The 19,172-nt window shown below is 70.5% G+C and carries 19 protein-coding genes; 11 read left to right on the top strand and 8 right to left on the bottom strand.

What is annotated here, in order from left to right:
• The first annotated feature begins 39 nt into the window (after positions 1-39).
• The 3 genes from QRX50_RS21745 to QRX50_RS21755 all read left to right on the top strand — a co-directional run bounded on the left by QRX50_RS21745 (position 40) and on the right by QRX50_RS21755 (position 4,310).
• The gene (locus QRX50_RS21745; protein ID WP_285973748.1) at positions 40-948 is read left to right on the top strand and encodes a MerR family transcriptional regulator; all 909 of its coding nucleotides are present in this window, start codon (positions 40-42) and stop codon (positions 946-948) included.
• 528 nt (positions 949-1,476) lie between these two features.
• Positions 1,477-2,661 carry an LLM class flavin-dependent oxidoreductase gene (locus tag QRX50_RS21750; protein ID WP_285973749.1) on the top strand — a complete coding sequence of 395 codons (1,185 nt, stop codon included), beginning with the start codon at positions 1,477-1,479 and terminating at the stop codon, positions 2,659-2,661.
• A gap of 80 nt (positions 2,662-2,741) precedes the next feature.
• Positions 2,742-4,310: a cytochrome c biogenesis protein CcdA gene (locus tag QRX50_RS21755; protein ID WP_285974523.1), complete on the top strand. Its 1,569-nt coding sequence runs from the start codon at positions 2,742-2,744 to the stop codon at positions 4,308-4,310.
• Positions 4,311-4,379: 69 nt separating this feature from the next.
• Here the strand turns inward: QRX50_RS21755 and QRX50_RS21760 are convergent, their stop codons facing one another.
• Positions 4,380-5,078, bottom strand: a complete 699-nt coding sequence (locus tag QRX50_RS21760) for an alpha/beta fold hydrolase (protein ID WP_285973750.1) — start codon at positions 5,076-5,078, stop codon at positions 4,380-4,382.
• 82 nt (positions 5,079-5,160) lie between these two features.
• On the opposite strand from QRX50_RS21760, the gene QRX50_RS21765 reads away from it, so the two are divergent.
• Positions 5,161-5,553, top strand: a complete 393-nt coding sequence (locus QRX50_RS21765; protein ID WP_285973751.1) for a hypothetical protein — start codon at positions 5,161-5,163, stop codon at positions 5,551-5,553.
• Between the two features lie 135 nt (positions 5,554-5,688).
• Here the strand turns inward: QRX50_RS21765 and QRX50_RS21770 are convergent, their stop codons facing one another.
• Positions 5,689-6,321: a TetR/AcrR family transcriptional regulator gene (locus QRX50_RS21770; protein WP_285973752.1), complete on the bottom strand. Its 633-nt coding sequence runs from the start codon at positions 6,319-6,321 to the stop codon at positions 5,689-5,691.
• 126 nt (positions 6,322-6,447) lie between these two features.
• On the opposite strand from QRX50_RS21770, the gene QRX50_RS21775 reads away from it, so the two are divergent.
• The 5 genes from QRX50_RS21775 to QRX50_RS21795 all read left to right on the top strand — a co-directional run bounded on the left by QRX50_RS21775 (position 6,448) and on the right by QRX50_RS21795 (position 10,773).
• Positions 6,448-7,110: a peroxiredoxin-like family protein gene (locus tag QRX50_RS21775; RefSeq protein WP_285973753.1), complete on the top strand. Its 663-nt coding sequence runs from the start codon at positions 6,448-6,450 to the stop codon at positions 7,108-7,110.
• A 256-nt stretch (positions 7,111-7,366) separates the two neighbouring features.
• A complete protein-coding gene (locus QRX50_RS21780) occupies positions 7,367-8,395 on the top strand; it encodes a helix-turn-helix transcriptional regulator (RefSeq protein ID WP_285973754.1) in 1,029 nt (342 codons plus the stop codon).
• Between the two features lie 139 nt (positions 8,396-8,534).
• Positions 8,535-8,846, top strand: a complete 312-nt coding sequence (locus QRX50_RS21785; RefSeq protein WP_285973755.1) for an antibiotic biosynthesis monooxygenase family protein — start codon at positions 8,535-8,537, stop codon at positions 8,844-8,846.
• Positions 8,846-9,703: a dioxygenase family protein gene (locus QRX50_RS21790; RefSeq protein WP_285973756.1), complete on the top strand. Its 858-nt coding sequence runs from the start codon at positions 8,846-8,848 to the stop codon at positions 9,701-9,703. Before QRX50_RS21785 ends, QRX50_RS21790 begins: the two co-directional genes overlap by 1 nt.
• Positions 9,704-9,735: 32 nt before the next feature.
• Positions 9,736-10,773, top strand: a complete 1,038-nt coding sequence (locus QRX50_RS21795; protein ID WP_285973757.1) for a maleylacetate reductase — start codon at positions 9,736-9,738, stop codon at positions 10,771-10,773.
• Positions 10,774-10,864: 91 nt separating this feature from the next.
• Here QRX50_RS21795 and QRX50_RS21800 read toward each other — a convergent pair whose 3' ends face one another.
• From QRX50_RS21800 to QRX50_RS21810, 3 genes are all read right to left on the bottom strand, one after another.
• On the bottom strand, positions 10,865-11,431 hold the full coding sequence (locus QRX50_RS21800; protein ID WP_285973758.1) for a flavin reductase family protein: 567 nt from the start codon (positions 11,429-11,431) through the stop codon (positions 10,865-10,867).
• Positions 11,432-11,457: 26 nt separating this feature from the next.
• Positions 11,458-12,672: an acyl-CoA dehydrogenase family protein gene (locus QRX50_RS21805; RefSeq protein WP_285973759.1), complete on the bottom strand. Its 1,215-nt coding sequence runs from the start codon at positions 12,670-12,672 to the stop codon at positions 11,458-11,460.
• Positions 12,673-12,945: 273 nt separating this feature from the next.
• On the bottom strand, positions 12,946-13,362 hold the full coding sequence (locus QRX50_RS21810) for a hypothetical protein (protein WP_285973760.1): 417 nt from the start codon (positions 13,360-13,362) through the stop codon (positions 12,946-12,948).
• A gap of 4 nt (positions 13,363-13,366) precedes the next feature.
• Here QRX50_RS21810 and QRX50_RS21815 point away from each other — a divergent pair, with 4 nt between their 5' ends.
• Positions 13,367-13,576 (top strand): hypothetical protein, encoded by a 210-nt coding sequence (locus tag QRX50_RS21815; protein WP_285973761.1) that lies wholly within the window; start codon positions 13,367-13,369, stop codon positions 13,574-13,576.
• Positions 13,570-13,971: a hypothetical protein gene (locus tag QRX50_RS21820; RefSeq protein WP_285973762.1), complete on the top strand. Its 402-nt coding sequence runs from the start codon at positions 13,570-13,572 to the stop codon at positions 13,969-13,971. The genes QRX50_RS21815 and QRX50_RS21820 overlap by 7 nt, the downstream gene beginning before the upstream one ends.
• Before the next feature lie 58 nt (positions 13,972-14,029).
• On the opposite strand, the gene QRX50_RS21825 is transcribed toward QRX50_RS21820, so the two are convergent.
• The 3 genes from QRX50_RS21825 to QRX50_RS21835 all read right to left on the bottom strand — a co-directional run bounded on the left by QRX50_RS21825 (position 14,030) and on the right by QRX50_RS21835 (position 18,273).
• Entirely contained in the window at positions 14,030-14,455 is a 426-nt protein-coding gene (locus tag QRX50_RS21825) for an ATP-dependent DNA ligase (protein ID WP_285973763.1), read from the bottom strand.
• Between the two features lie 652 nt (positions 14,456-15,107).
• Complete coding sequence (locus QRX50_RS21830; RefSeq protein ID WP_285973764.1) at positions 15,108-15,287, bottom strand: hypothetical protein; 180 nt, start codon at positions 15,285-15,287, stop codon at positions 15,108-15,110.
• 253 nt (positions 15,288-15,540) lie between these two features.
• A complete protein-coding gene (locus QRX50_RS21835; protein WP_285973765.1) occupies positions 15,541-18,273 on the bottom strand; it encodes an ATP-binding protein in 2,733 nt (910 codons plus the stop codon).
• Positions 18,274-19,172: the final 899 nt, after the last annotated feature.

Consider the following 19,172-nt stretch of genomic DNA (forward strand, 5'->3'; position numbering starts at 1 on the left):
CCGTACCGTAGGAACTCCATCCGGCTGGAGGTTCTACCGATGGTGACCGGGGTCACACTGGGGATCGGCGACCTGGCGCGACGGACCGGCGTGCCCGTGCGCACGATCCGCTTCTACTGCGACGAAGGCCTGCTCGAACCCACCCGCAGCGCGGGCGGCCACCGCCGCTTCGCCGAGGACGCAGTCGAGCGGCTGACGCTCGTCCGCCGGATGCGCGGCCTGGGCCTGGGGCTGCCACTGATCACCGACGTCCTCGCCGGCCGCCGCTCCCTGGCCGACGCCGTGGCCGCCGAACGCGCCGCCCTCGACCGCGAGGTCGCCACGCTGGCCTGGCGACGGTCCGTCCTGCGCGCCGTCGAGGACGCGACCCCGCTCGACCGGCCCGCGCGGCTGGAGCTCCTGTCCGCCGTGGAGGACGGGTACGCCGCCCGCGACGTCCTCGTCCGCCTCTGGCGCCCCATGACCACCGGCCCTGTCCCTGCGGACTCGGCCCGCATGTTCCTGGACATCAGCGCCCCGCCGCCCCCGGAGCTGCCGACGCCCGCGCAGGTCGTGGCCTACGCGTCGCTGGTGCTGCTCGCCTCGGACCGCTCGTTCGTCGATGCCCTGCGCACCAGCACGCTGGTCAACCACGACCGGATCCCCGACCTCGCCGCCCTCCATGCCGAGGTCGCGCAGGCCTGCGAGCTCGCTTTCCCCGCCGTGACGTCCGGCACCCGCCCGGCGCCGGGCCCGGCCCTCGACCGCTTCGTCGCCGCCCACGCGGCCGCCGTGGGCACCACCGACACCCCGGCCTTCCGCCGCGCCCTCAACCACCGCACCGCCCCCGACCGCGACCCGCGCGTGCGCGCCTACTGGACCCTGGCCGGCCAGGTCACGGGCGAACCGGCTCCGATGGGCGTCACGCACACCTGGCTACTGGACGCGCTGAACGCTTCGGCCGGCTGAACGGTGCGCCGTCCGGTGCAGGTGACCCCGAAGGTGGCGCTGCTCGCGCCGGTTGTCGCGCTGCTCGCCGCGTGCGGACAGCGCCGCCCGGCCCGCGCACGGATTCGATCCGGACGCGGATCGCCACGAGACCGGCGGCCACGCTGATCGCGCAGCCCGCGGCGACGGCCTCCGAGGAAGTCCGGGCCGTGGTGACCACCGCCGCGGCAGTGCGGAAGCTGCCGATCCTGCTGCTCGACGCGGATCGGGCCGGTGCGTGTGCGGACGAGGGGGCGCGGTGGTTCGGAGAGGCGGTGCGAGGGCTGGGGGGAGGACGGTGCGCTGGTCGTCGTGCGGGGCCGGCGCTGCGATTCCGGTGACGCTGCACACGCTTTCGCGGCGGCCCACCCCGACCGTGCTGCTCGACGTGTCCGATGTCCCGACCTGGTCGCCGCTCTCGCTCGGCGGTGAGTCCCAGATCTTGGACAGACTCGCCAGACGTCTGACGTCCAACCTATTGTCGCGGCGGACGAGGGCGAGGAGTGGTGCATGTCCGTACGTGATCGGGCCGGGCTGGCGGAGCCGGCGCAACCGCAGGATTTCCCGGACAGCCCGTTGAGCCGCGTGTTGCGACAGCCGTTGCTGCTGGGTGTGTTCCTGCCGCTGCAGACGGGTGGGTGGTCGCAGTCGACGTTGCCGCGCGGGACGGACTGGACGTTCGACTACAACCGCGCGCTGACGCAGCAGGCGGAGAAGTTCGGGTTCGACATCGCGTTCGGGCTGTCGCAGTGGCTGCCCAAGGGCGGGTTCGGCGGGGAGACGCACTACCGCGAGAACTTCCTCGACCCGTTCGTCTCGGCGATCGCGCTCGCGTCGGCGACGGAGTCGATCCTGTTGCTGGGCACGGTGCACGTGCTCTACGGGCCGTGGCACCCCTTGCACCTGGCCAAGTTCCTCGCGACGGCCGACCACATCTCGGGTGGGCGCTTCGGCGCGAACATCGTCACCGGGTACGCCGACACCGAGCCCGCGATGTTCGGCCAGCTCAAGCCCGAGCACGACAAGCGCTACGCGATGGCCGACGAGTTCGTCGCCGTGTGCAAGGATCTCTGGGCGGGCGAGGACAACCTCACGTTCCACGGCGAGCACTACTCGCTGCAGGAGGCCTACGCCTCGCCGCGGCCGAAGTACGGGCGCCCGATCCTGGTGTCCGCCAGCGGCTCCCCGGCGGGCTTCGCGTTCGCGGGCCGCAACTCCGACCTCGTGTTCATCTCCAGCCCGGCGGGCGAGAACATCGACCGCGCGCTGGAGGCGTTGCCGGCGCACGTGGAAAAGGTCAAGCAGGCGGCGCGGGATCAGGGCCGCGAAGTGCGTGTGGTGATCAATCCCACGGTCGTCTCGGCGCCCACCAGCGCTGAGGCGCACGCGCGCTACCAGGCGATCATGGACCACGCCGACCTCGGCGCGATCGGCGCGTTCACCGACCGCCACACCGCGGGCGACAGCCAGTCGTGGCTCGAGCACTCCGCCCGTGGCCGCGCGGTCGGCGGGCACCTGCACATCGTCGGCTCGCCCGAGGAGGTCGCGGACAAGCTGCACCGGCTGCACGAAACGGGCATCGACGGCGTTCAGCTGACGTTCTACGACTACCAGCCCGAACTCGACTTCTTCGGCACCCAGATCGTGCCGCTGCTGGAAGAGGCCGGGCTGCGCAAGAGTGTTACGAATCCCTGACTGTCCACGCGGGACCGGCCGCCGCGGCCGGACCCGGCCTACTCTGTGCGAAGACAGAGGAGGTCACCCTGATCACGTTGGTGCTGATCGGCCTGGTGGGCGGGCTGATCACCGGCATTTCGCCCTGCGTTCTCCCGGTTCTGCCGGTGTTGTTCATGACGGGCGGGGCGAGCGGCGTGGTGGCCGCACCCACGCGTCGCCGGCCGTTCCTCATCGTCGCGGGGCTGGCGTTGAGCTTCAGCCTCGTCACGCTGCTGGGCACGCTCGTGCTGGCGGCGCTGCACCTGCCCGGCGACGTGCTGCGCTGGGCGGGGCTCGTGGTGCTGGTGGTGCTCGGCGTCGCGATGATGTTCCCGCGCGTGCAAGACCTCCTGGAACGCCCGTTTGTCCGCCTGGGCCGCAAATCCGTGCCCGGCGACCGCGGTGCGTTCGTGCTCGGGCTTGCGCTCGGCACCGTCTACGTGCCGTGCGCGGGGCCGGTGCTCGCGGCCATCACCGTGGCCGGCGCGACGCACACGATCGGCGCGTCGACGGTCGCGCTCACCATCGCGTTCGCCGTCGGCACGGCGATTCCGCTGCTGTTCTTCGCGATGGCCGGCAACCGCGTCGCCGAGCGGGTGAAGGCGTTCCGCGACCGGCAGCGGCAGGTCCGCATCGCCGCGGGGATCGTGGTGATCGGCCTGGCCGTCGCGCTCACGTTCAACGTCACCGACGCGCTGCAGCGCGCCATCCCCGACTACACCGCGGGGCTGAACCAGGCCCTCGGCGCGGACAAGGTGGGCGGCGGCCTGCAGGCGTGCGACCCGTCCGACGAGCTGCAGGACTGCGGTACCGCGCCCCAGCTGGTCGGGATCAACCAGTGGCTGAACACGCCCGGCGGGAAACCGGCGGCGCTGCAAGGGAAATTCGTGCTCTACGACTTCTGGGCCTACTCGTGCATCAACTGCCAGCGCGCCATCCCGCACGTCGAGGCGTGGTACCAGCGCTACCACGACGCGGGCCTGGAGATCGTCGGCGTCCACACGCCGGAGTACGCGTTCGAGCACGTGCCCGCCAACGTCGCGGCCGGCGCCGCCCGCCAGCACATCACCTATCCCGTGGCGATCGACAACGACTACGCCACCTGGAACGCGTTCAAGAACGAGTCCTGGCCCGCCGAGTACCTCGCCGACGCCACCGGGCACGTCCGCCACGTCTCCATCGGCGAGGGTGACTACGACGGCACCGAGTCGCTCATCCGCGAACTGCTGACCACCGCCAACCCGGCCCAGACGCTGCCCCCGCGCACCGACGTCGCCGACGACACCCCCACGAACCCGTTGCAGAGCCCGGAAACCTATCTCGGATCCGAGCGCGGCGGCGCCGGCGGCGCCCCCGTCGACCTCCAGGGCAAGTGGACCACGACCCCCGAATACCTCACCGCCGGCGACGACGCCTCCCTCACGCTCACCTACGACGCCTCCACGGTCTACCTCGACGTCGGTGGCACGGGCACCGTCACGGTGACCGCCGGCGGTGTCACGAAGACGATCCCGGTCTCCGGCAGCCCGGACATCCACGCCGTCGTCCAGACCCCGACGCCCCAACAGGGCACGGTGACGCTGAAGCTGAGCCCGGGCCTTCAGGCGTACTCGTTCACGTTCGGCTGAGGTTCGAGCACGGTCGAAAGGTCACCACCGGCCGCGCGGGACCGGGCGGCCGGTGGTGACCTCGAGCGGCTACGCCTGGTTCGCCTTGACCTTCGCGACCACTTCGCGGAGCAGGTCGGAAACCACGCCGGGGGCCGTCACCGATGGCGTGTGGTCGACGTCGTGCACGCGGATCTCGGCGCCCATGCGCTCGGCCATGAACCGCTGGTTTTCGGCCGGGATCATGCGGTCCTGTTCGGTGACCAAGTACCACGAGGGCACGCCGCGCCACCGTGGCCGGTTCACCGGGACCGTGATGCAGGCGCCGGAAATCGGCCGCTGCAACGCCCGCAGGCGCACCTGTTCTTCGGCCGTGGCGTTCGGCGCGAAGGCGGCGGCGAAGGCTTCGTCGGGCAGCCAGATCAAGCCGTGTGAATCGGGGGCCAGCGCCGGGGCTTGCGGATGGGGCGTGCCTCGGCCGAAGACGTCGCCGACGGTCTCGCCTTCGTCCGGGGCCAGCGCGGCGACGTAGACCAGAGCTTTGACGTTCGGCGCCGTCACCCCGCCGAGGACACCGCCGGCGTAAGCGTGCCCGACCAGCACGACCGGGCCGCCCACGTGCTCCAGTGCGCGGTCCAGCGCTTCTGTGTCGCCGGCCAACGTCGTGAGCGGCAACGACGCCGCGAGAACCCGCACGCCGGTTTGTTCAAGCTGGTCGATCACCTTGCTCCAGCTGGAACCGTCGGCCCAAGCGCCGTGGGCCAGTACAACGGTGGGGTCGGAAGACATTCGTGCTCCTCGGCTCGGGGGATTCGAAACGTGGTGATCGACTGCAACCTAGCCGATTTCGGGGCTATTCCGGGGAAGGCGGGTGGCCGCCGACTCGGTCCATGTGGAGTTTCTGCGCTATCGGAAGGAATTGTCGATGGGTTCGGGTCAGGCCGTGCACCCGGGCGATCCGCCGGTCGGCGCGGCGCCGGAAGCCGGCGGGTCTGATCTCGGTCACAGCGGCCAGCAGGCCGCCGATGACCGCGATGCGCGTCAGCAGCCCGAAGGTGGGGCCGAGGGCCACGCCGAGTTCCGCCAGGGGCAGGAACCCTTCGAAGAAGCCGAAGTTCGGCAGGACGACGCTGCCGTAGAACCAGTGCAGCGGCGCGATGTGCGTGCTGCTTACGGCCTGCTGGAGAATGCGGTGTCCTGGTTCACGAGGTTGAAATCGAAGAATCCCAGTCGAAGTGGTTCTGGCCGAGTATTTTCGCGATGACGTTGCTGAACCAGTCGAGGCCCACGAAAATTCGTAAGGCGATGGTAAGCCGTACACTGCCGAAATGTTTTCCGCGAAGGGATTCCGGTTGGGGTTCCACCCAGCCCACAGACAGTCCACTGTGGGCGGTTCTGGCTACTTCCGCGCCGTGGCGTAGTGCTCGACGAGCTCGATCATCGCGTCGAGACCGGCTTCGAGGCCCTCGGTGTTGCGCTGCGCCTGGGCGAGGACGAGCCCGCCCTGCAGTGCGGCCAGTATGGCGAGCGACAGGTGGTGCGCGTCGGCGTCCTCGCGCAGCACGCCGTGCTCGATCATGTGCTGGAGCCCGTTGCGGATCGCTTCGGCCCAGAGTGTGAAGCTGCGGGCGATGGCGGCGCGCGCGGCGGCGTCGTGTTCGGCTAGCTCGCCCGAGAGGGTCGCCAGGGGGCAGCCGCCCTGGCACTGCAGGTCGTGCTGGATCCCCACGATCGCGTCGCGCCACGCGCGCAGGGCGGCGAAGCTGTCGAGCCGGGACAGCAGCTCGCTCTGGCCCCCGATGATCCTGGTCGTCTGCAGCTCGATGACGGCCCTGGTCAGGGCGCCTTTGTCCGCGAAGTAGTGGTAGATCTGCGAAGAGCTGACCCCAGCGGCGTCGCGCACGTCCGGGGTGCTGGTGCCCGCCACGCCGCGCTCGAACATCAGCTGCGCCGCCGCGGTCACGATCCGCTCCCGGGTGGCGAGCCCGCGCGCGGTCAGCCGAGTCGTCGCTGCGGCCGCCGTCTCGCTCATGCCCCCAGTCTACGGAGATCCTCGCAGACTGGATTTGACTATCCAGTCCGGCGTGAGTACTACTGGATTGAGCAATCCAGTTCTCGCCGGTTGTCCCGGCACTCCCAGGACGTCGAAAGGTTTGATGTGACGACCATCAACACCACCATCGCCGAGCGGGTCGAGGTACTCCAGGCGGGCATGGCCGGGCAGCTGCCGGCCGACGTCGCGACGGCGTTCGGCGATGAGCAGGCCGGGCTCGTCGCGGCCGGCATGCCCGCGGGCGTGCTGTCCGCCGGCGCGGCGATGCCCGACGGCGACCTGCTCGACGCGCACGGCACCGCCACCACGCTGGCCGCGGCGCGCGCCGGCAAGCCTGCCGTCGTCGTGACCTACCGGGGCGCCTGGTGCCCGTTCTGCAACGTCGCGCTGCGCGCCTACCAGGAGCAGCTCGTGCCCGCGCTCGCCGGCCGCGGCGTCGAGCTCGTGGCCGTCAGCCCGCAGAAGCCGGACGGCTCGCTGACCATGGCGGAGAAGAACGAGCTCACCTTCACGGTGCTGTCCGACCCGGGCAACCAGATCGCCGCGGGCCTGGGCGTGCTCACCGCCCCGACCGACGAGGTCCGCGCCGCGCAGCAGTCCCTGGGCCTCGACCTGGCCGACCTCAACGCCGACGGCACCCGCGGCATCCCGATGCCCACCGTCGTCCTGGTCGACGCCGAGGGCACCATCCGCTGGATCGACGTCCACCCCGACTACACCACGCGCACCGAGACGTCGGCGATCGTCGCGGCTCTCGAACTGCTCTGAACGGCGGAAAGTGCGCCGCGCGGTGCGTGGCGCACTTTCCACCGGACGTATCACGAAGCACGAGGGACCCTGGGGTGTTCGCCGCGTCCTGTGCGCGGGGGAAGACCCGCTTCGTGCGCGCCGTCCGGGTGTCCGGTTCGCGAAGCGCGGGTTTCGCTTTTGGGCCGAACGCTGCGCGACGAGGACAGCGGCGCCCTGGGCGTGACCTACGATGGCGAGTGCCTCCGGCCGATGACCAGCGCAAAGGAGCGCGCCGATGGACCACACAGCGGCGAAGACCGATCCGGCCCCGCGAGTCGAAGGTGACGACTCGGGGCGGTGGAGTCTGCGCCAGCTGTGCCGGGCGACTGGGTTCGAGGTCTTCCGCGAGAATCTGAACAGCGTCTTCTACCCCGCGAAAGTCGAAGTGCGGGAACACGCCGCCCCGGTGCTCCCGAGCTCCCACCTCAGCGCGGCGGAGCTGAAGCACCTCACCGTCGGGTACGTCTGTTTCGGAACCGAAACCAGCGTCGACCCGGGGGCTCTGGGTGCCTACCACGTCAACATCCCGACGTTCGGGGCCATCGAGTCGCACTGCGGGCCGCGCGGGATGATCGCGACACCGGGGCACGCCGCGGTGTTCACCCCGTCGGAGCACACGTACCTGCCGCGCTGGGCGGCCGACGCCGAACAGATCTGCGTCAAGATCTCCACCCGGGCTCTGGAGGCGGAGCTGGAGGGCCTCCTCGGTCACCCGGTGGGCACCTCCGTCGGGTTCGATCTCGATTTCTCCCTCACGTCGGGCGCCGGGCGAAGCTGGTTGTCCACAGTGAAGCTCCTGCTGTCCGAGCTGGCCGATCCGGAAAGCCTGGTCCACCGCTCGGAGCGGCATCGCGAGCACCTGGAATCCATGGTCGTCGACGGCCTGGTGCTCGCCCACCTCCACAACTACTCGGCCGAGCTGTACGAACCGCGGCCACCGGCCCGTCCGCGCACGATCAAGCGAGTGCTGGACGTCCTCGACGCGGAGCCGGAGCGGTCCTGGTCGCTCGCCGACCTGGCCCGCCACGCCGGCGTCAGCGGCCGGCGAGTGCAGCAGGGCTTCCAGGAACACCTGGGTATGACCCCGATGACCTATCTGCGGCGCGTCCGCCTCGAACGCGCACGGCAGGACCTGCGGGCGAGCTCGGGTTCCGTGAGCGACATCGCCAACCGCTGGGGGTTCTCGAACCTCGGGCGTTTCTCCCGCGCCTACCGCGAGCAGTTCGGCGAAACACCGTCGGCCACGCTGCGGAACGCGCGGTAGACCGGGCCGCTGTTCCGTTCCCGGCAAAGGTTTCGCGATCCGTCCTGCGCCGTCGCGATCAGGGCACGCCGCAACCGACGGCTGTCCTACGGTCGACGCGCGCGGGTGGCCGAAGCCCGCCGGACGGAATGGAGTGACAATGGTGGTGGAGCAGGCTTACCTGCGGATCGCCGGCGGACGCGAGAGCGACTTCGAAGAGGCGTTCCGCGCAGCCAGGTCCCTGCTCGCGCAAGCGCAGGGCTGCACGAGCGTGGAACTCTTCCGCGACGCGGAGCATCGCTCGACGTATCTGCTCCGCGTCGGCTGGGAGCGGCTCGAGGACCACCTGGTGGCTTTTCCCGCGAGCGACGCGGGCAAACGGTTCGCCGAACACGTCGCGGGCTTCTTCGCCGACGAGCCCGAGGTCCGCCACTTCGAGAGCACCGACCGTTCCGTTCGGGGCGCGGCCTGATGGACTTCTCCTGGGAGACGGCGACTTCGGCGGTGATCGACAGCTTTCGGGACACTCCTGACCGCCGGTTGCGGGAGATCATGGAGAGCGCGGTGCGGCACCTGCACGACTTCGTGCGCGAGGTGAAGCCGACCATGGCGGAGTGGAACGCCGCGGTCGAATTCGTTACCGCGCTGGGAAAGACGTGCACCGACACCCGGCAAGAGGTCATCCTGTTCTCGGACGTGCTCGGGGTGTCGATGATGGTGGAGACGCTCAACGGCCAGCAGGAAGGAACCGAAAGCACGGTCCTCGGGCCGTTTCATCTGACCGAGTCGCCCGCTCGTGCGCTGGGCGACTCGATCGATCTGATGAACGGCCCCGATCAGTGTGTGGTGTCCGGCCGTGTCCTCGGCAGCGACGGCACTCCGCTCCCCGGCGCGGAGATCGATGTCTGGCAGTGCAACGAGGAGGGGTTCTACGACGTCCAGCAGCCGGACGTGCAGCCCGCCGGGAACGGGCGGGGCCTCTTCCACGCGGACGCCGAAGGGCGGTACTGGTTCCGTTCGGTGGTCCCGAGCCACTATCCGATTCCGACCGACGGTCCGGTGGGCGTGCTGCTGGAGAAGGCGAACCGCCATCCGTTCCGGCCCGCGCACGTCCACTTCATCGTCCGGGCCGAAGGCCACGAAGAAGTCACCACGCACGCGTTCGTCAGGAACAGCCCCTACGTCGAGTCCGACGCCGTGTTCGCGGTGAAACGCAGTCTGCTCACCGATTTCGCGGTGAAGCGCGACGAAGCGACCGCGAAGCGGTTCGGCGTGGCCGCGCCCTTCACCCACGCCGAGGTCGACTTCGTGCTGCAGAGGAAGCCGTGAGCACGCCCGGTTTCACCTACGAGCCGCTACCCGTGCGCGTGGTGTTCGGTGCGGGCCGGGTGGCCGAGCTGCCGGCCGAGGCGGATCGGTTCGGCCTTGACCGCCTCGTCGTCGTCGGCACGCCCGGACGTGCCGAGGACGTGAAGCTGGTGTCCACGCTCCTTGGGCGCCGGGTCGCCGGACACTTCGAAGACGCCCGCATGCACGTCCCGGCATCGGTGGTGCGGGCGGCGTGCGAGGAGGTCGGCCGCCTCGGCGCGGACGGTTGCGTCGCGATCGGCGGCGGCTCCGTCATCGGGCTGGGCAAGGCCGTCGCCCGACGGACCGGTTTACCCGTGATCGTGGTCCCGACCACGTACTCGGGCTCGGAGATGACCCCGATCTGGGGAATCACCGAAGACGGCCGGAAACGCACCGGACGCGACATCGGGGTTCTGCCGCGCAGCGTCGTCTACGACCCGGAGCTGACGCGGCGGCTGCCGCCGCGAGTATCGGGACTCAGCGGCCTCAACGCCATCGCGCACGCGATGGAGGCCCTGTATGCCCCGGACGCGTCGCCGGTCACGTCACTGATGGCCGAGGAGGGCACCCGAGCCCTAGCGACAGCGCTGCCGATCCTGATCGACGAACCGGGCGATCTCCCCGCACGCACGCTGGCGCTTCGCGGCTCCTGGCTGTGCGGCCTCTGCCTGGGCCAGACCACGATGTCGCTGCACCACAAGCTGTGTCACATCCTCGGCGGCACCTTCGACCTGCCGCACGCGGAAACCCACAGCATCCTGATGCCGTACGTGGCCGCATTCAATCTGCCGGCCGCGCCGGCGGCCGATGCCGCGATGTCCCGCGCCCTCGGCGTGGCGGCGCCCGCATCGGAACTGGCACGCCTCGGCGCGCTCGCCGGCGCCGCCCCGTCACTGGGCGAGCTGGGACTCGCGGAAAGCGACCTCGACGAAGTGATGCGGCAGGTCTTCTCGCAGCCGTACGCGAACCCGCGCCGGCTGTGGCCGGATGAGGTCCGCGGCCTCTTGCTCGCAGCGCTGAGGGGCACGCCAGTCCAGGCTTCAGGATGAGGTTCGCCGCACGGCTTCGAACACGAAAGTGCTGGGCACCGCAACCACGGTGCCCAGCACTTCTTTCGCAGCAGGTGTCATCTCCGGGGTGTCAAGCCACGCGAGAGCGACCGCTCAGCTCGTGCCACGCACGGTCGTGGTACACGAGCGCTCCTCGTGCCTGTGCCGTGACCGAGAGGTCGGCCTGGAGAGCCTGCGCCACGACGACCGTGGAGCTTCCCGCCGCCACGGTGCTCACAACGCGAGCCCTGATCCGCACCGGAACGCCGTGGTAGTGCGGCTCGCCGGTGGGCAGGCGGCTCCACGGGATCGTGCCGTCGAACCGGTCCACCCCGCTGGTGGCCGCGAGTTTCGCGAGGCTGAGCTGCTCCGCGGCCAGCAGGTGGATCACCACCGTCTTCGCCCGCAGGATCGTGGGCGTGCTGGAGGACCGGGCAGACGCCGAAAACATGATCAGGGGCGGGTCGGCACTCACCGACGCGACCGAGCTCGAAGTCATCGCGACCGGCCCGTCACCCGCGTCGGCGGTGATGACCGCGACCCCGGCCGGATGGTTGCGGAAGGCCGCTTTCAGCTCCTCGACCGACACCCCGGTCGCCGGCGGTTCGCCGGGACCGGAGTGCGCGGGCCCGTCCGGCGGCACAGTTCGTGCGTCCATGGGATCTCCTGGAAGGTGGGTCGGCGTCAGATGTCCATCGTGAGCGCGTCTTCGGTGCCCAGCAGGACCCGGCCGTAGACCTCTTTGCCGACCTCGGGGGTGACGTAGGCGTGCCGGGCGCCGATGGCCGCGTCGCGCCAGATCCGGTTCAGCACGTTGACGTCCGCGAACGAGCCGGCGCCGTTGGCCGTCATCAGCGAGTCGATCCCCGAGTTCACCAGCTCCGCGACGACGCCCGTGTCGTTCCGGATTCGTGCGCGGGTCTCGATGTCGGGCAGACGACGGTCGGCGGCCCAGGCATCGATCTCGTCGGCGGCCGCCCTCGCGAGAAGGTGGGCGAGGTTGATGTTCGTCGCCGCCTTCGCCACGCCGAGCTGGTGCGCGGGGGAGTTCCGTGCCTCCCGGTACACGGTGTAGGCGACTGGCTTGCCCCCGAGCTTCTTGCGCGTGATCTCCAGCGCGTGCCGGGCGAGGCCCAGCTGCGGTGAGATGAGAACCAGTGCGGCGACCGCGATGAAGGCCATGTTGGAGTTCTGCTCTTCGGCCTGGTACGGGGTCAGGTACCGGGCCTGCTGCATGTCCGCGAACGGCTGGATCCGGTGATCGGGCACGAAGTGGTCTTCCACGACGATCGTGTCGCTGCCGGAGCCCTGCATGCCCGCGACGTACCAGGTCGGGTCGATCGTCCACGCTTCCTTCGGCACGAGCGCCAGCGCCCTCGGGTCCTGGCCGGGTTCGACCGACAACGCGATCCCGAGTGCCGCCCAGTCGGCCGCGAACGAGCCCGAGGAGTAGGGCCACCGTCCACTGAGGAGGTAACCGCCGTCGACGCGTTCGGCCTTCGAACCCGGGGTGAAGATGCCCGAGACCTTCGCGTTCGGGTTCTCGCCGAAGACATCGTGCTGCGCCTGGAGCGAGAAGGTCGTGGCGAACCAGGTACACACGTTCAGCAAAGACGCGGCCCACGCCGTCGAGCCGTCACCACGGCCGATCTCCGACAGGACCTCCATCGTGGTCCGCATTCCGACGCCGTGGCCACCGAAGCGCTTCGGGACGAAGAGCTTGAACAATTCCGCGTCCTCCAGGGCCTTCATCACCTGCGGCACCACGGCCCGGTTGGCGGACGACTCCGCCGCGTGCTCCCGGATCATCGGCACGAGCTCGGTCGCCCGCCCGACGAGTTCGCGTTCCAGGCCGGCTGCGGTCGCTGAGGACTCAGCGGCATTGCTGGTGAGTGTCATGGCTTCCTCTATCCGTTCTGCGCGGTGACCACCGTGTCACCACCGGTCCACCGTGGACCGGGTCGTGACGACGAAGTTAGGAGGAGCAACGGAACCGGCCCAGCCGCTCCACGTACCCGCCGGCCGGAATGCGCAACGAGGCTCAGGGTGGCCGCCAAGGTGGCCGTGGGACGCCCGCGAAAAAGCGCCCTGGCCTCGCGGGTAAATCCACTGTTCGTTGATCGTGCGCTTGAGTTCCTTCGCGATGTGCTCGGTCATCCGCACGTCGCGGTCCTAGCCCGAGGTCACCACCGCGCCCGCCGGTCCCAGAGAAAGACAGGTGACGTACGGGACCGGCTCGAACCGCACGAGCTCCTCACCGAGAAGATCGGCAGCGACGTTGTGCCCGGCGAACTTCCCCTGCGGGAGCGCGTGCTGGCAGCTCTGCATGACAACTCGCCCTTCCGAGGGCGAAACAGCTGCCGCGGTGTTCCCTGCGGCGTACACGGGTACCTCAACCTCGACTTCGACCCGCACGTCGACGAGCTCGCCCACGTCGACGACCACCACCCCGCGGACGTCGACGACCTCGCCCAGAACCACCACCACGCCGACTTCGACGACCGTCACGACGACGTCCTCGGGTCCGGTCTCCGACACCCGGACGACCTCGGCCACCGACGCGTCGTCGAGCACGTCCACAAGCGACACTTCGGTGACCGTCCCGCCCGGTGACACCGGCACGCCCGGCTCGGGTGGCGGCGCGGGGGAGAACCTCGGCACCTCCGTGCCCGGTCGCACGCTGGCTTACACCGGCTTCGACCTCGGGTTCTTCGTTCTGGCCGCGGCCGTGCTGATCGGGCTGGGCGCCGTGGCGCTCATCGCGGTCCGGCGCCGCAGGGCGGACGCCCGCCGCACATGGTGACCATCGAGATGGTCACCGCCGCACCGCCGACGGGGAAATCCGCGGCGGTGTGGGTGACCGGGCAGGCGCTGTCGATCGTCGGCGCGCTGATGCTGTGCCTGGTCGTGCAGATCGCCGTGATCGGGCAGCTGGCGCACAACCGTGACCAGGACCGGGCGTACGCGGCGTTTCGCGACCAGCTCGCCAACGCCACCGCGCCGGCCGGCGGCCGAGTACTTCACCGCCGCCAGCACGGCAGCGGCCGCCTGATCGGCAACTTCCGCTGCCACGGGGCGAAGTTCCTGGACTGTGCGTGGTTCAGCGGCACGTCGTTCGCCGAGCACGTGGACTTCACCGCGACGACGTTCGCCGGGCGGCCCCAGGAGCTGGTGACAGAAGTCGTGCACATCCGGTGACAACCATCCCGCACACGAACGACCAAACCGCGGCGTCGCTCACGCCGCTTGGTGACAACTAGGCGTGCACAGTCACAATCACGTGTGCGCTCAACGGGTGGCTAGCGCACCCTCTGCGGCCCGCGACGGGAAAGCCGCGAACGTCACACAGCACGAGCGCATGTCGTGTGGGGACGTCGAACACGAAGTAGGCGACCGCGGCGGCGTTGGTGCCGCGGTTCTTCAGCAGCCCGAAGTCCGGCCGCCCCGCGTCGTCGAGGGCGACGATCTCCCCGTCCAGCACTGCCCGCCGGCCGCGCAGCGCGTCGGCCAGGGCACCAGCGAGCTCGGGGAACCGGCCGGTGAAGTCGTTGTTGTTGCGGCTGGTCAGCACCGTCGTGCCGTCGGCCGCGACCCGCATGATGGAGCGGTAGCCGTCCCACTTGAACTCGTAGCTGTACTTCGGGTCGTCGCGCAGTCGACCGCCGTCCGCAATGGCCGGCATCGGCTCCACATAGCCGGGCACCAGAGACCGGTCGTCCCGCGCGCGTGGCCATCGACCTCCCCGGCTTGCCGGTCGCCCGGCAGTACTAGGCGCGAGCCTAACCCGCCAGGCCGCCCGGCGCCGGTGGAAACGTGCAGGTCACCAGCCCTGACGGGTGGTTTTGCGGCACCGCCGGGCGGGTACCGCCCATGCCATGGTTGGCGGGGGCGCCGGCCCGAGGACGAACGCCAATCCGCGATCCGGCAGTCCACAAACGACGATCGTCTACCAGTGCAGACAGTCGTCAGGGGGCAGGGCGCCGCGGTCGCGGCGCGCAGATCGCGCCCGAGGCTGGCGGTGGCTGGTCGGCCGCGCGGCGGGTGGCCCAGAGCGAGGATGAGGTGGCCCTGGGGCACCCACCGCGGACCTGGCCTACGGGGCGGAGGAGGTGTCGGCGCCGTCGACGATGTGGATCGGGCGATGTCGATCTGGGAGACGTCCATCGTGCGCAGCGCCGCGAATGATCAGCCCGGCTGCGACCGTGGCAACCGTCGCTGAGAACTGTGGAGGTGGCGCTGCCGGCCGACTGCTTGACCGGCAGCGCCCTCGCGCGCCGCCCGTGCGACGCACGGTCCTCGGGCCGCCGCCCATGGCTCCGTCCGGTTTCAGCCGATTACTTCCTAAGTTCGGTTGCCTTGCGGTGTGCCGCCGCGGCGGAGGCAGCTGCGAGCGTGCTGCCTTCGGCGGCCAGGGCGTCCAGCACGAGCGCGCGGCGCTCGTGCCAGGCGGCCCAGGTGTCCGGCCCGGCGGCGGTACCTGGGCGGGTCAGGTGCAGCGCGCCGAGCTCACTCAAGGTGTTCGTCGCTTTTCCTTCCTCGTGCGCGGGTGTTTCGTACCCATTCAGAGTGGCTGGCGGCCTCGGGGTTCGCTTCGGAAGAACTACGGAAGAGTTACGTACGCAGCGTCAGTGGGGGTATAAGCCCCGCGCGTGTGGATCAGGCCGATCCGGCGCGGAGATCGGCACGGCGCTGGGAATAGGCAAGAAGCGGGGCCTGAACCTGGCACCGGAAGAAGATCGCCGACCCCGTCGCCGGCGGCAAGGACGGTCACGGTGGCGCCGGAGGAGACGGCGGTTTCGGTGGTGTCATGAGCTTGTCGTAGATGCGGGTGAGGTGCTGTTCGATGGTGCGGGGGCTGAGGAACAGCCGTTCGGCGATGTCGGGGTTGGTGTGGCCGTTCTGGACGAGGTGGGCGATCTGGGCTTCCTGGGCGGTGAGGTCGCTGCTGGTCTCGGTGGCGTGGGTGCGGATGGTTTCGCCAGTCGCTTCCAGCTCGCGGGCGGCGCGCTCGGCGAAGCCGGTCATGCCCATCGTCGAGTACAGGTTGTGCGCGGCACGCAGCTGGTCTTTGGCGTCGCGACGGCGGCGTTCCCGGCGCAGCCATTCGCCGTAGAGCAGGTGCGCCCGGGCCAGGTCGGGTCGGACGAGGGTGCGGCCGAGATGGTCGATGGCGTCGCGGTAGGCGTCCTCCGCGGCCGGCCCGTCGGCGAGCAGCGCGCGTGAGCGGGCCTCGACGCCCAATGCCCAGTCGGTGCCGGCGGCCCGCAGCAGCGGCGAGAACCAGGCCCACGTCTCGGCAGCGGCGTCGCGTGCCCCGGTCCGGACGGCCGCCTCGATCAGCTCTGCCGCACCCCATTGGGAAACGAACCGCTGGCCCGGGTTGTCCGACTCGATGAGCCGCTGGGCTGCCCTGAGCGCGTTGTCGTAGCGGGCCAGCCCCAAGTACAGCACCACGCTCGTCCACGCCGTAGCGGCCAGCGCAATGCCCTCGCCCCGCGCGGCCGCGCCCGCGACGACCGGTTCGCTCAGGTTGTGGAACTCGGTTTCCCGCCCTTGCCAGGCCTTGAGCAGCAGGCCGCCGTAGGGTGGGAGCTCGGTTCCGGTCGCCTCGGCGGCCGATGCGCTCTCCTCGAGCAACGGCGCGACCGCGGTCAGCTCGCCGGCGACCACTTGTGCGCACACGCGCGTTTGCAGGGCGAGGGGAAGCTCGGCGAGCGTGCCGGTGTCTCGGGCGATCCGGACGTGCTGGCGCGTGAGCAGGTCGAATGTCTCGTCATCCCACAGGTTGCGGGCGGTGACCAGGGCGAACCACGTCCAGCGAAGGCCGTCCTCGGGGGCGAGGTCCGGGCTGCGGAATGCGTCAAGCGCTCGCTTCAGCGGCGACACGGCGGCCGCGTAACCCTCCGTGACCTGCAGGGTCAGACCGTCGAGCAGCAGGTCGAGGGGGCGTGGCGGCTGCGGGGCCGGGGGCGCGCCCCGCGCGGCTTCGGCGACCTCCCGGATTCCCCCGCCTCTGGCCAGCGGGCCGGCGAAAGCCGCCGCCTCCAGTGCCCCAAGGAAGGTGTCGCGGGCCAGCCGCGCGTCGAGTGGCGCGAGCCGGACGGCCGCCCTCAGCAGCAGCGGCGGAGCGTCGCGGCCGCGCCTATTGACCAACGCGATCTGGGCACGCAGCAGCTCGCACCGGGCACGGCGGAATTCGTCGGGCGGGCCCGCCTCAGCAGTGGCCAGCAGTCCCAGCGCCGCATCCGGCGCGCCGGCCTGGTGCTTGGCCTGCGCGGCGGCGAGTGCTCGCTCGGCGCGCAGGACCGGGTCGAGGGTCAGTTCGGTGGCCCGTTCCAGGAACGCCGCGGCCGCGGCCACGCCCCCGCGGGCCTGGGCCCGCCCGGCCGAGCGTTCCAGCTCGGCCGCGACCTCCTCGTCGGGCCCCGCGGCCGCGTGGGCGCGGTGCCACGCCCGTCGATCCGGTTCCCGCTCCGGGTCGGTGACCGCGCCCAGCGCGGCGTGCACGCGGCGCCGATCCTCCGGAGAGGCGCCCCGGTAGACGGTCGAGCGCACCAGCGGATGCCGGAACCACACCCGCGGACCGAACGTGACCAGGCCCGTCTCCTCCGCCGGCGCCGCCGCTGCGATTCCGGTGCCGAGGCGCTCGGCCGCGCGCCACAACAGCACCGGCTCGCCACTCTGCTCGGCGGCCGCGACCAGCAGCAGCAACCGCGTCTCGGGCGGCAGCAGCGCCAGCCGCCGGTGGAAACTCTCCTCGACCCGGCTCGGTAGCCCCTTGATGCTCGGCAGCCCGAACCCACCCGCCAGCTCGGCTAGGCTCAGCCCGCTTGGAAGCTCCAACAGCGCCAGCGGATTGCCCCGTGTCTCGGCCAGGAGCCGGTCCCGCACCTGCGGGTCCAGCGGTCCTTGCAGCGCCGAGTCCAGCAACTCCCGCGCGTCCTCGTCGCGAAGACCACCGATCACCAGCTCCGGAAGCCCCGTCAGCTCTCCGGTCTCGTGCGACTCTCGCAGGGCGAAGACCACGCCCACCGACTCGGCCGACAGCCGCCGCGCCACGAACGCCAGCGTCTGCACCGAGGCCTGATCCAGCCACTGCGCGTCGTCCACCAGGCACATCAGCGGCCGCCTGCGGGCGGCCTCCGCCAGCAGGCTCAGCACGGCCAACCCGACCAGGAACCGATCCGGCGGGCTCGCGCTGGTGCCCAGCCCCAGAACCGTTTCCAGCGCGACCCGCTGCGGGTCCGGCAACCACGCCAGCCGATCCAGCATCGGCGCGCACACCTGGTGCAGGCCCGCGAAGGCCAGCTCCGTCTCCGACTCGATTCCGGCCGCGCGCACCACCCGACACCCCCGGGCGACCTCGGCGACGTACTCCAGCAAGGCCGTCTTGCCCACACCCGGCTCGCCGCGCACCACCAGGACCCGGCTCTGGCCCGCCCGCACGGCGTCGACCAACCGGTCGAACTCAACCCGCTCGCTGTGTCGGTTTCGCAGCATCTCGCACCACCGCCCCCAGCTCCTCCGCCACCACGCCGGCCTGATCAGACAGACCCCGGGGCGACCTCAGTGGGCCCTTGAATATAACTCCGTCCCTCGTATTCCCGCCGTGTGCTTTCACATCTCCGCGCGCAGTCGCAGGGCTCACCATTCGCGCCAGCTCTGCTCCACCGGGTTGGGGCCGCGGGCCCCGGGGGATGAACTGCAGCAGGCAGGGGGAGCAGGGGACGTCGCCGTCGACGAGTTCGATGCTGTCGTGGGGCAGTTCGGTGCCGGCCAATCGGTCGACGCAGCGGTCTTACTCAGTGCTGCGGCCGGCAGCGCCGGCGCAGCCAAGTTCGTGCGGGTGTCGAGCACGACGAGGCGAAGTTGATCAATGACGGTCATGATGACTGCGAAACGACGTCTGCACCATCCAGCGAGGCAGCGGAGACAACAGCAGGGTCAGTCTGACCAGCAGAGGACGCCGGGGATGGTGTTGGCCGGCGCTTTTGCAAGGCGGGGGTCAGGGTTCGATTCCCCTCAGCTCCACTCCACTGTAGACATGACGAAGGCCAGGTCAGAGGGCATTTCCTCTTACCTGGCCTTGCCATATCAGGCGGCCGTACCTCCCGCCTTGCCCCTGCGTGCCCCTCGCCCCAGCCGCGCCCCCGCCGACGGGCGCGCTTGCCCTGCGTGCGCTTGCGCGCGGACTCGATGTTGCGGCTCATCGAGTCGGCGATCGTGTGGTCACGCTCGCGCTGTGCACGCTGGTACCGCAGCGCGGCCCGCGTGGTCGAGTGGCCCATCCGGGCCATCAGCTCACGCGCCGTCGCGCCACCTTCGGCGGCCAGCTCGTTGCCGCTGTGGCGGAGGTCGTGGAAGTGCACGTCATCCGGGATGTGCGCGTCCTTCCGCCG

Origin of the sequence: Amycolatopsis sp. 2-15 (genome assembly GCF_030285625.1) — a bacterium.
Taxonomy (GTDB): Bacteria; Actinomycetota; Actinomycetes; order Mycobacteriales; family Pseudonocardiaceae; genus Amycolatopsis; species Amycolatopsis carbonis.